The sequence below is a fragment of the Mesorhizobium sp. WSM4806 genome (assembly GCF_055811635.1).
In genome coordinates this window covers 65,232-77,482 of the sequence record NZ_JBVVQZ010000025.1, presented here as the reverse complement: position 1 = coordinate 77,482, position 12,251 = coordinate 65,232, and the positions used below count along the sequence as shown (strand labels likewise).

Annotated in this window: 4 protein-coding genes and 2 pseudogenes; 2 read left to right on the top strand and 4 right to left on the bottom strand. The window is 59.6% G+C overall.

Going from position 1 to position 12,251, the window contains the following annotated elements; translation table 11 throughout:
- Positions 1 to 796: 796 nt before the first annotated feature.
- Positions 797 to 1,522: a two-component system response regulator VirG gene (virG, locus tag AC0L2M_RS30255; RefSeq protein WP_473532493.1), complete on the top strand. Its 726-nt coding sequence runs from the start codon at positions 797 to 799 to the stop codon at positions 1,520 to 1,522.
- A gap of 148 nt (positions 1,523 to 1,670) precedes the next feature.
- Positions 1,671 to 2,780: pseudogene (locus AC0L2M_RS30250) on the top strand (IS110 family RNA-guided transposase).
- Between the two features lie 291 nt (positions 2,781 to 3,071).
- Here the strand turns inward: AC0L2M_RS30250 and AC0L2M_RS30245 are convergent.
- From AC0L2M_RS30245 to AC0L2M_RS30230, 4 genes and pseudogenes are all read right to left on the bottom strand, one after another.
- Positions 3,072 to 3,589: pseudogene (locus tag AC0L2M_RS30245) on the bottom strand (IS66 family transposase); the annotation flags it as partial.
- Positions 3,590 to 3,716: 127 nt separating this feature from the next.
- Positions 3,717 to 7,175: a Ulp1 family isopeptidase gene (locus tag AC0L2M_RS30240; protein ID WP_473536708.1), complete on the bottom strand. Its 3,459-nt coding sequence runs from the start codon at positions 7,173 to 7,175 to the stop codon at positions 3,717 to 3,719.
- 51 nt (positions 7,176 to 7,226) lie between these two features.
- Positions 7,227 to 8,972: a type IV secretion system ATPase VirD4 gene (virD4, locus tag AC0L2M_RS30235; RefSeq protein ID WP_065010962.1), complete on the bottom strand. Its 1,746-nt coding sequence runs from the start codon at positions 8,970 to 8,972 to the stop codon at positions 7,227 to 7,229.
- A 247-nt stretch (positions 8,973 to 9,219) separates the two neighbouring features.
- Positions 9,220 to 10,080: a hypothetical protein gene (locus AC0L2M_RS30230; RefSeq protein ID WP_065010963.1), complete on the bottom strand. Its 861-nt coding sequence runs from the start codon at positions 10,078 to 10,080 to the stop codon at positions 9,220 to 9,222.
- Between the last annotated feature and the right edge of the window lie 2,171 nt (positions 10,081 to 12,251).

Genomic DNA, 12,251 nt, shown 5'->3' with positions numbered 1-12,251 from the left:
CGAAGGGGCAAATCCGCGGGGGCGAGGGTCAACTGGGAATACGTGGCGGCGCAGCCCACCTGGTGCGAGCCTGGTTCAGCTGATCGGTCGCGCCGCCAACGGGTGGATCATGCACAGTCCCATCGGCAGAAAACCGCACGCCATTAACGGAGTCCGACGGCGCAATGGACAAGCATAGTGACACCCTCCAGATGGAGGAGTTGCAGTAACTGAGAAATGTTAGCCCGGACGTTCACCGCAATCGGCGACCTGCCGGTCGCCCGAAACAGCATTTGGGCCGCCGGCCACCTTGGACGAAGCCGGCTTGGCAGGAGACATACTATTTGGCACAAGGCCGCTGCAGCGAATCACGGTCTTCTTCCGCCGACCGCCTTTCCGATCAACCAAACGCCGCGCTGCTCAACCATGTCCGAGCTGGATCCACGAGCCGGAGGATGTCGAGATGATCCAGGTCCGCAAACTCCAGGATGACAAGGATGCAAGGGCATAGCAGGAAACTTGGCATCCATGAGGTCGAACTCGAATGGTATTGGCAGGCCTGCACCAACGGGGGAGCTCGAAGCGAAAAAGCGAAGGACCACACGGCAGGGTCATCTCGGCGCTTGGACCTGTCTGGTGGCCACGGGCTGCCTGGGTGCGGTCAATTCGCCACGGATGAAAAGACCAGGACGAGCACGGCCTCACATTGGCCGCAGGCAACGGCGAGTGATATCAAGGGGCAGCTGTTCTGCGTCGGTGCCCCAGGGTTGCTCAGAAACAGGTTTAGACAAGGGGATTCAAGATTGAAGGTGTGCCGTTGAAACATGTTCTTGTCATTGACGATGATGCCGCAATGCGGCGCCTCATCGCCGGGTATCTCACGATGCATGCCCTGAAGGTAACCGCAGTCCACGATAGCAAGCAGTTTGACTATGTTCTTTCACATGAGCCAGTCGATCTCGTGGTTGTTGACCTTAACCTAGGCCGGGAGGATGGACTTGCGATTGTCCGCAATCTGGCGACAAGATCGGATGTTCCTATCATAGTGATCAGCGGCGACCGGCTTGATGAGGCGGAAAAAGTGGTTGCACTGGAGCTCGGCGCAACCGATTTCATTCCCAAGCCTTTCGGGATGCGCGAATTCTTGGCCCGCATTCGAGTAGCGTTACGCGAGCGCATTTCCAGTCCGCGAACCAAAGATCAGCGCTCATTTCGCTTTGGGGCCTGGAAGCTCAGCGTCAAGCAGCGGCGACTGATCTGTACGGAGCGTGGCGAGGTCAAGCTTACCGCATGTGAGTTCAATCTCTTGATCGCATTTCTGGAGAACCCCCGCAACGTGCTATCCAGAGAACGGCTTTTGCTCGCGAGCCGTGTGCGTGGAGAAGAGGTGTACGATCGAAGTATCGATGTCCTAATCATGCGCTTGCGCCGAAAGCTGGAGGCTGATGCGGCCAATCCTCGCCTAGTCAAGACATGCCGTGGTGCAGGGTACTTCTTCAACGCTGACGTAGACGTTAGCTACGGAGGCACCCTGGCCGCGTGACAGGTAGTTATGCTGGAGATTGGCTGACGAGGCTGTTCAAGCGTAAGACCGTATGTCCGCTTCTGCCGGTGAGGTGGCTCGCCCTACACTGCGCGTCCGAGGGTTGCTCGGGCGGGCCGAGCCGATCCTCATCACAGGAGGACGAGCCGTGGCAGATTATAGGGAAGCATTTGTCGGAATCGATGTTGCGAAGCAGAGGAATGCCGTCGCGATTGCGGAAGCCGGCCGGGAGGGAGAGGTTCGCTTCTTCGGCGAGGTCGATGCATCGGATACGAGCATGCGCCGCGTTATCCAACGGATCGCCGCCAAGTTCGATCGGATCCACCTCTGCTACGAGGCGGGCCCAACCGGCTATGGCCTCTACCGACTGATCCGTTCCCTTGGCCATGAATGCACCGTAGTCGCGCCATCGCTGATTCCAAGGAAACCTGGCGATCGGGTGAAGACGAACCGCCGGGATGCTCTTTCATTGGCAAGGCTGCTGCGCGCCGGCGAGCTGACCGCGGTGTGGGTCCCCGATGAAGACCACGAAGCCATGCACGATCTCGTTCGCGCCCGGGCCGCCGCGGTCGAGAGGCTGCGGGTCCATCGCCAGCAGGTGGGCGCTTTCATGCTCAAGCATGGTCGTGCCTATCCACGCAGGAAGAACTGGACCATGCGCTAGCTGCGTTGGTTGCAGGAGCAGCGGTTCGATTATCCTGCACATCAGATCGCACTCCAGGAGATGGTCGAAGCGGTGCGCGTCTCGAAAGAGCGTGTGGAACGGCTTGAGCGCGTGATCGAAGAGTTCATCCCGAACTGGTCGCTGGCGCCGATCGTGCGAGCGCTCCAGACATTGCGTGGGGTCGATCTGATCGTCGCCGTAACGTTCGCTACCGAGATCGGCGACGTAAGCCGTTTTGAGAGCCCTCGCCAACTCATGGGGTATCTCGGCCTCGTTCCCGGCGAGCGATCGACTGGAGAGACAATCAGGCGTGGCGGCATCACCAAGGCAGGCAATGGCCGCGTTCGCCACATGCTGGTCGAGAGCGCCTGGACGTATCGACACCCTCCCCGGATCGGCAAAGCGAAGCTGTACCGGCTGGAGCAGGCGCCGCCGAAAGTCGGTGAGATCGCATGGAAGGCTCAAGCCCGCCTGACGACCCGCTATCGAAAGCTGGTCGGGCGAGGCAAGCGAACGACGGTGGTCTGCACGGCGATCGCCCGCGAACTAGTCGGCTTCATGTGGGCCGTCGCCAGGGAGGCACGCTCCACCTGATCGCTCGCCGCGGCAGTGTACACCTCGCGCATGGGCGGAGGCGGGACCACGGCAGGGGAATGCCCGTCAGACGCTTTGTGGCCGGCAAATTGACCGACGCCCGCAGTAAGATAGGAACAGCCCCGGACGCACAATCGGGAATGCGGTAGCCAACCCGCGCATCAGAGCTTGATCACCGACGTCCTTCAGTTCCGCCTCCTCCCATACGCGATCATCAGCACGACAGCCGCTCCCCGGATCGGATGATTTTGTGCGCCCACAGCGTTGACAGCGGTCATCAGAGCGCTGTTCTCAGGCCACGGCTTTGAGCTCGGGCGCCCGGATGCAGGCCCAAGGCAGCAGGTCGTTGATCTGGCTGTTCGGATGGCTGTTGACGATCCTGGTGAGGACGTCGGCGAGATAGCCGAGTGGCTCGACACCATTGAGCTTGCAGGTTTCGAATCAGCGACGCGATGACTGCCCAGTTTTCGGCACCGCCGTCTGAACCTGCAAAGAGCGCGTTCTTGCGGTTGAGCGCCATCGGACGGCTTGAGCGCTCGACGGTGTTGCTGTCGATCTCGATGCGGCCGTCGTCAAGGAAGCGCGAGAGGCCTTCCCAGCGTGAGAGCGTGTAGCGGATTGCCTCGGCGAGCTTGGTCTTCTGACTGATCAGGCCGAGCTTTTCGCGCAGCCAAGGTTCAAAATCGGCGACAATAGCGCGGCTATTTTCCTGACGCATCGCGCGGCGTTCATCGGCCGATCGGCCGCGGATATCGTCCTCGATCTTTATAGAGGTCGGCGATCCGTCTCAGCGTCTGGGCGATCGGCGAGTTCCAGGCCTACATCGCCTTCCAGCAGTGCCAGCCTGATCAATTACGGCGAGAGCTACCGGTCCGGAGATCGGATCAGCGCCTCTGTCGTCAAAAGAGCCGTTCTGTTTGACCCCAGCCATGGAGCTCAACGCCCCGCGTCGGAGCGCTCTCTGCTTCTGAAGGAAGCCATTAGGTCGGCTCGGGCTTGATCGGAGGCTTGGTTGATGGACGTCGTGGTTGCTTCGCTCGGCTGCCGCCCCATGGCGAGGCTTTGCGGATTATCAGTCCTCTGCCTCTTCCCCGGTCTCAATAGCGCTGTGTAGTGTTCATTGTTTATGATGACGCCCCCGCTGTTCACGAGGTTGCTCCTGTCGAGTGTACTCGTCAGCTCGTCCTGGGCCTCGCGAGTCCTGCCCAAGCGCCGTTCAAACGGCGCTGGCGCGACTTGTCGGGCTTGCTGCTCTTGCAACACGGCTTGTTGCACCTGCGACGCGGCTCCAAAAGCTTCCGGGGGGATTGCGGCAAGCTCGTGCGGCAAGCGGCCCTGCCTCAGTCGGTTTTGCAGCGCCTGCCGATCGGCGACGAGGTCGTCGAGGTGCAGCGGCCGCAGCCGTTCCGGAAACTCTTGGTTCGCCAATCTCTGAACCAGCGCGCGCGTGCCGTCCACCACAAAGACTCCGCAATCAACACCGTTGTTCTGCCGGGCCATGGCGGGTGTCACCAGGGTGGTCGCGCCCAGTGTTGTTGCGAGCTCTCGTGCAGGCGCGTCATTGTATCCCCGTCCATAGCTCTGATGGATGGAATCGTAGTGATAGGCGACCGCTCTTTCCGGGTCGCGGCGATCAACGAGCAGCAGCGACCAATGCTCGTTGCGTCCATCAGTTGCCACCGTAGCCAAAGGGTTGCCACTGTTCACCGGCAGGAACACGAAGTCGGCTGCGACGTCGTTGTGATGATAGATGGACAGCAATGTAAGTTGCGGGTCCCGGTCGTGACGGCGCAGTTGCTGGGAGACCAAGGGATCCACCAGCCGCGTTCGGGCGGCGAGCGCTGGGTGGGCCTCCTGCAGGTCCTGCTCCAGCAACCGGTAATCCCTGTGGATATGGGCGTCGCTCAGCAGGTCGGCACCGAGCACCACCCCCTCGGGGAGGTTGGACGAACCTGACGGAAGCGCTGCGATCCGTGCCTCGGAGGAGGTGGTCAGATTGACTAATGGAACACCGCGATAGGTGTCTGACAGCCTGGCGTTCGCTGGCGAGGCGGGTTCTGGGGCCTTTGCCAGTACTGCTGCCGCTGCAGCTTCCCTCATCGGACCGCGATCGACGAGCCAAAAGTCGTTGCCCCCTTCTGGCCTCTCGGCGGTGTAGCCGTGACCTTTAATCTCGTAGTTCCATTTCGGGTTTTCCGCATCCGGCAAGAGGCCATGGTGGTCCAAGAAAGGGAGCATCGCGTCTGGGACGGGCTGAGTCCCATGGGAGAAGCCTTTGGGGACGGCGAATGAGACGTTTATGGAGTTCTCGATCGCAGCGGGGGGTGCCTCAAACCTTGCTGAGGGCGCGGCCTCCGCATGCAGCCTTCCGATGTGTTCGGACCCAGTCCCTTGAACGGGTACCCCTTCCAATGGCAATTCACCCAACTGCTGCATGGGGGGCTGCATCGGCACGCGGCCGCCTGAATGGCCGATTTCGCTCAGCGGCTGCTGAATGGCGGCGGCTTGCGGCGTATTCAGGGCCCTCTGCCTCTCCGCTGGCCTCAATAGCGCTGTGGAATGTTCATTGTTGATGATGACCCACCCGGGTGGCAGATGGTTGCCCTGGTCAAGCGCATCCGGCCAGGGCCGGATCTGCTGTTGGCTGGCAGCTAACGCTGGCGGGGCGGCGGCCTCAACTCCGGCGTGCCCAGAGCCGGCCGCTGCGAAAGCGTCGGCCACGCTGCTGTTGAGGTTATCCGGTCCAGCGAGATTTCCTGGGTCGCCGAAAAAAGACGAATCGGCTTGATCATCCTGCCGTCGCTGAAGCACTTCGCGGAACCCCTGTTCCAGTCGCAGAAGCTCCTCCGGATTGGTTGGCGACTCGTCAGCTTGAGCGAACAGCCTCCGAGCCTCGGAAACGTCTGACGCGGGCTCCGCATCGCGAACCCGTTCCAGCGCTAAGCGGAGATAGCGGTTGCCTGGAAACAACCTCTCGGCGAATTCGATCCGCGAATAGTGATCCAGCCCAGAGATCGTCTGGCCCCGACTCTCAAGCGCCTCAGAAAATTTGCGAAGATTACGACCATAGATAGCACGGGTGCTTGAGGCCAAGCTGCTGTCACTGGTCACTTGTTCTAAGACATGCGCGTCTGCCTTTGAGGGCACCGGCACTGGCCACCGGCCAGTCGCTGAATAGCCCGGCTCATGATACGCACGCAGGACGTTCAACGCCGTCTTTATATCAACGTTTTGCGGAAAGAAAGTATCTAGGTGATCGACCAGGGATTGGTGATTTTTTAGATCAGTCGCTAGGCCGCGAGCGCCGAGATCATTCGCCAATCGGCGAAGCGCATGCGAGTATATTCGGAGCGTCGCCGCGCTATGGTGTTGCTGAGCCGCAGCGTGGGCGATCGCCTTATCAATCACGTCCCGGTGTTCGCCGGACAGATGGCGATAGCGGGTAGCACGGGCGCCACTCGCGACAGGTTCGGCTCGGCGCGGCTCGGCCACGTGCTGCTCAAAGCTCACGTGCCGGGCCTGGCCCGCATCCGGCAAGGGGTCATGGCGGCCCAAGAAAGAGAGCATCGCGTCTGGGACGCGTTGAAAAGAGAGCATCGCGTCTGGGACGCGTTGAAAAGAGAGCATCGCGTCTGGGACGCGTTGAAAAGAGAGCATTGCGTCTGGGACGCGTTGAGTCACATGGGAGAAGCCTTCGGGGATGGCGAATGAGATGTTTATGGAGTTCTCGATCGCAGCGGGGGGTGCCTCAAACCTTGCGGAGGGCGCGGCCTCCGCATGCAGCCTTCCGATGTGTTCGGACCCAGTCCCTTGAACGGGTACCCCTTCCAATGGCAATTCACCCAACTGCTGCATGGGGGGCTGCATCGGCACGCGGCCGCCTGAATGGCCGATTTCGCTCAGCGGCTGCTGAATGGCGGCGGCTTGCGGCGTATTCAGGGCCCTCTGCCTCTCCGCTGGCCTCAATAGCGCTGTGGAATGTTCATTGTTGATGATGACCCACCCGGGTGGCAGATGGTTGCCCTGGTCAAGCGCATCCGGCCAGGGCCGGATCTGCTGTTGGCTGGCAGCTAACGCTGGCGGGGCGGCGGCCTCAACTCCGGCGTGCCCAGAGCCGGCCGCTACGAAAGCGTCCGCCACGATGCTGTTGTGGTCACCCGGTCCAGCGGGCATCCCTGGGTCGCTGAAAAAAGACGAGGCGGCGAGATTATCCTGCCGTCGCTGAAGCACTTCGCTCAACCCCTGTTCCAGTCGCAGAACCTCCTCTGGATTGGTTGGCGACTCGTCAGCTTGATCGAACAGCCTCCGGGCCTCGGCAAGGTGCTGCTCATCGCCCACTTGCCGGGCCTGGTCCGCTTGCCCCTCTTCCAACCCGGCGTCCTGCACCTGCGACAAAGCTGTTACACGGGATGGATTACTATTTCGCGGGTCCACACTAGCCTCACATCAAACTGTATCGTCAAAGTCTTGCGCCGATCCACGCAGCGGGTCATCGAGTTGAGATTCTGCGGAGAGCCCCTCGTCTGCTATCGTCAAGGGTACCGGCTCCGGGAGGGCGCCTGTCTGGCTTTCAAAGATGCGTTTCAGGATGCGATCCGAAAAATATCGCACCTTCCTCAACTGCAATGGTGGCAGACCTTTGATGAGAACGATCTCGTACTCGTCATTAAGTAGCCGCACCTGTTCGGGACGCAACAGCGGTGCACCCTGATGTGAATTCTGGATGTTCCAATCGAACGTTCGCGCCTGGCTGTAGGAAATCGATTGGGCTTGAAATGTGTATTCACCGATAGCTTTGGAAATGTAGTTCGGAGTCTCGTCATCGGCAGTGGCCATGAACACTTGCAGTCCGGTATTGCTGAGAAAATTCTGCTTGCCAGCCTCGCCATAGGCCCCCGTCAGTGCGGAGAGGCTCTGGATGATGAGCATGAAGCGACCCTTGTAGCCCGCGATGGTCGTAATTGCGGTCTCGATCGCCTCCAGCTTACCCAAGTGCTTGAACTCATCGAGCAGAAAGAGAACCTCGTTCTTTTCATCCCGGCGGGGCAGCGACCGCTGCAGAATTGAAACGATTTGCTGAAAAAACAAGCGTATCAAAGGCGCGATCACCTCAAGGTCGTTCGGACCAACACAAAGATAGATGCACGTTCTGCGACGGCGAAGATCATAGACCGAAAAGTCCGAGCGACTTGTAGCTGCCTTTACAGCGGGATCCGCCCACAGGTTGAGCCCGCCATCGCCGAGCACGGAAGTGTAGGAGGTCAGGATTTTCGTGTCGTTCCCCGCCATGTCGTCGAATATGCGTTGTGCCTCTTTGTTCTGGGTCTCCATGGCGAGTCGCGCGAAGAGCTTAAACTTCTCCCCCGGCTGGGCGAAGAGATCATAGACGGCGCCGATTGTTGGCGTGCCCCGCTCGATGCAGGCAAGGATCCCCGCGACAAAGATATCTCGCGCGCCGCTGACGAAACCTTCCGCGCCCTCCCCCTTGGCCGTAATCAGGTTTGCGGCCAAGCGGCGGGCTTCGGTGAATTGCTGCTGTGGCGGCAGCGCTATAAGATCCAACAGCGGATTGTAGCAGTTTGTGCGCCGCTCCGAATCCAGCGGCGCGAATTTGAACACGTCGTCGCCTGCGGCTTTGCGCGCCCTCGAGGTGAGCTCAAAGAGCTCCCCTTTGACATCCAGAGCTATCACTGAGCCTTTGAATGTAAGTAGCGTTGGAATGACTATGCCGACGCCCTTGCCAGCGCGGGTCGGTGCAACGATGAGGCTGTGAGGCTGCTCGCCATTGGTCAGGTAGTAGCCAGGCCAGAAAGGGCCACTCGTCTTCCCAAATACCGGGCCTGTCACGCCACGGTATCGTCGCAGATATCCGGTGCGTCGCATTTCATCCACTCGAGCCCAACGAGCCGTCCCGTGGTGTTCGAGCTTGCGGCGCAATACGATCTGCTGAATCAGCAAGACGACCGCGGATGTCGAGAGCACGATAGCCGCGCCCCGATAGAAAACGGGGGTTGCGAAACCCAGATAGAAGGGCGTCTCAAACCAAAAGGCACGGACATCAAACGTCATCAGAGCCTCGCCGCCACCGCCGTGGCGGAAGGTTGCGTACAGACTTGCCGCACAGAAGCCCAAGGCGAGTGAGCAGGCGATGCTAACGGCTATGTTAGGGGGCGTCGTTTTTGTTGAAGGCATTGTTCCATTGCCGATTAGCCGTAGCTAATGCTGCGCTTGCTTCAGACACCGAACCGACGTCGCGCGCGATGTCGCCACTCGACAGATCGATGCCGCAGCGGGTGGTGCGACGCTTGCATCGCACCACCCGGAAGACGTGGTTTTTGAAGTTACACTAAGCAGGTACGTCAACGGCCAGCGACCTGGAAACGGCAAGGCCGTAAACGGAATTCGGGAGAGAAAGCGTCCCTATACCGTGGCCGAGACCTCAACGGCCCTCGCGATCCCTGTTTCTGGTGGCCTCCAGTAGGTCCGCTCGGGCGTGACTGTAGTTGCGGTTTATGGCCTGCCCGATTAGACCACCCCGCTGCAGCTGTTCATAGGAGATTTGCGCGCCTGTCGCACGGGCTGCAGCCTCAAGACCTGCTATGTGGCCGTCCAGATTCGCATTTCGTTCCTCTGCCTCATGCTGCGGCGGAGGCATTTGCCGCAAGATGTTTTCCATGCCGGGAACTGCGTGAGCTTGGGCCTGTTGATTTGCATCGAACTGGTGATACGCGGCTATAATAGCATTGCGTGCCACCGTCCTGATGTTGCCATCCGGATCAGAAGCCAATTCAACGGCCTGATCAAGAATGCGAGATTTGTTTTCCTCATTGAACTTACCGAAGTTTGGCGCAACGTTAAAAGCTCCGAGAGCTTGCGAGGCCGGCTCCATGTTGCCAATGCGATTGACAACAGCATCTTGCATATGTGGCGTTAGGTAATTGGCTATGTTGCTGACCGCTCTGACTTGCTCCAATGCTACGTTATCCGGCCGGTACCCCAATTCGGATGTCAATTTCCAGGTCAGCTCTCTGGCTGATTGTCCGAGCTGATTGCCCCGCCTTTCAAATTTTGCGAGTTCAGTTTCTGACCCGGGTTGAGTGCCCCGAACGGCTGTTCGCGCTTGCCTCCCGAGGTCTTTGAAGCCCGCAAGATTTCGCGCTGTATCGCGTGGGTTAGCGGTTACCAGCCGTTCTGCTACCTCGCTTAATGGCCCCTCTGGAAGGGACAGGATGTTACTGGGTTCCCTCCCGCCTTGGGATGAACTTGCAGCTGCGCGTGCGCGTTTGTTATCGCGATCCATGCTCGGTCTCCAAAGTCGTTATTCTACGCAATGAGGTTACCACCGAAGCTTGACCTGCTGAACCGATATGATGTTACAGTTGTAGTCTGGCAGAGAGTTCCCAGCCCCGTCTAAGCCAAAGATGATGAGGCTGGCATCAAATGCGATGAGTGAGTTCTGCCTGAGCGCATGAATGGCACGCCCTCGCCGACTCTTTGGCTGCTTCCGGTCCTTGCAAGAGCCCGGCATGATGTCCGCCGCAGCAGCTTCTCCTTTGAGCGCAGGTTTGCATGCTCGAGGATTTCATGACGAGGATCGCCCACTCCGGCTGATCAGCCGCGGCCGAGTTGTCGTGCTCCCTCGGCAAGGAAAACAGTCGCGACCTGACCGGTAATTTGCGCAGCGCCGCGCCAATAGCATCACTGTGCCATGCCCGCGACTAAGGCATTCCTGCTGGAGGCCCGTGGCAATCTCCCGACCCAGCCGGCGCTAGGCGAGGAGCAAAGGTCCGACGAGGAAAAATCGCGCGTGGGCGGGCCGCACGGTCGCGCAATGCCGCCCCGTCCTTCACTCGGCCGTGTGTCGTCTATGAGTGCCGCGGTCGTCAGCACCAGCCGGTGGCGAGCCAACCAACGCCTGGGCGATCGCGACTTCTTCAATGCCTTTGGGCCTGGGTTTTCTCAACGGGAGTCGCCTGGCAGCCACCGCGGAACGGACGGCATATATTCAGCGCCACCTCCGCAGCAACATGACCGGCTGCAATTGCCGCGCTGCCCCAATCGCATCTTTGCAGGCGCACCATCGATATAACTTGCTTTGGCTGCATCATCCCTCGCCTTCCACGCCCCTCGACGGTGCAGGACTCACAGAAAATTTCAATTCCCTAAAGGCGGGTTCAGTTCTTCACGCTGCAGTCTGGGGCCAACCTTGCACGGTCCTACACGATCGGGTGCAAGGGGGTGAATGAGGGTGCAAATGGCGCCGACGCGCTCTGCTTGTGAGAAGCGATTGGCATTACTGCCGGAATGCAGCCATCCTGGCCGCCACCATGCCTGTTCATGGGCGCAGCCTGAATTGAAAGCCCTATCAAGGCTCAAATACGCTTCAGCTTACCGTCGCGATCGGCATTAGACACTCTCGCCACCCACATTTCTGCGCGATGCCAAAGCAAACGATCTACGCTAACTGTCAGGCCAGATTTCTCGAGTGGATCCGACCGCAATGATGTATTCGCCAGAGGGAGCATGGGCACGTACTTGTGACGTTTTTGCCTATGCCCCCGCGCCTCACCGCCGAGTCGGCTCTGGGCTTGCGTGGTCGCGACCGAAGATCCCAAGCCCTGTCGCCAGCCATGACGACCAGTGTCGGCTTTGCAACAAAGTCAGAGGTCCGACGGACAAGGGCGGCTCCTAAACCGTGTAATTGAAACCTTTTCTTTTTGGCACGCTCAGTGCAGCAGATGATCCTCAAACGATGCACGGAACCGCGATACACAGTGAGGGGAAATGAACATGACAGGCATCATTGCGTCGGTTGCGCTGTCAACTTTGTCTGGCTGCCAGAGGTTGGACCCAGGCCTGATATCGTTAGAGGTCGATCCTACAAAGCGGCATTCCACGTCCTGGGGGACCCCGATACGCAGAGCAACGTAGACGGTCAGCGTGTTTTCACGTGTGAAGGCCTGAGAAGCGGCTGTACACGGTTCCAACATTGATTTCGACCACGACCTGGGGAACGGGGGGCCGATCCCAGGCACAGAGACCGAGATTTACCACGATCACTGCGCCATGACGAAATCGTTGGATCATCAGGCATGGTTGAGGGCACCAACTATGATGGGAGCATCGACAGAGGCGATGGGTATGCAAGCCTGCTTAGCGACCAGCAACAGTTTGCTACTTTGAACGAGCTCTCACAACGAAGGCATCGTAGAGCCGGCCAGAGTTGCCTCTCGCCTGAAGCCGAGGCGCGCCTCAAACCATTTTGCTGTGCAGGTCTTTGCCGCCCCATGCGATTTGGGAGACCACGCATCGTTGAAGCGGATCAGCTTGCTTCTGCTGAGCGCATTTCGGGGGTCGGAAGAGAGTGGTTCGATCCGGCACTGACCCTAGAGCGGGGGGGCTTGGTTGAGCCGGTGCCGGACCGAACCGTCTCAGGCAACGCCGGCTATGTCGTGGGATATTGCGGCAACT